The organism is Chromohalobacter sp. HP20-39, from assembly GCF_033052815.1.
Classification (GTDB): Bacteria; Pseudomonadota; Gammaproteobacteria; order Pseudomonadales; family Halomonadaceae; genus Chromohalobacter.
In genome coordinates, this window is the sequence record NZ_JAWHTP010000950.1 from 1 (window position 1) to 252 (window position 252).

Sequence of the window (252 nt, forward strand, 5' to 3'; positions counted from 1 at the left end):
GTGAGGATGCGCTCCGGAATCACCTCCGACAACGTATTGCGGTAGCGACACAGCCGGTAGACCAGCGTCTTGAAGATGTCCTTGATGACGGCAAAACCGCCGGCCATGTCGCCGTACAGCGTGCAGTAGCCGACGGCCATCTCGCTCTTGTTGCCGGTGGTCAGCACGATGCGGCCGGACTTGTTGGACAGCGCCATCAACAGCGTGCCGCGGATGCGCGCCTGGATGTTCTCTTCCGTCGCATCTTCCGGC

The 252-nt window shown here is 61.9% G+C and carries 1 protein-coding gene; it reads right to left on the reverse strand.

Annotated elements, in window-relative coordinates:
• On the reverse strand, positions 1–252 hold a 252-nt coding region (nadE, locus tag RVY79_RS20770; RefSeq protein WP_317466492.1), incomplete at both ends, for an NAD(+) synthase.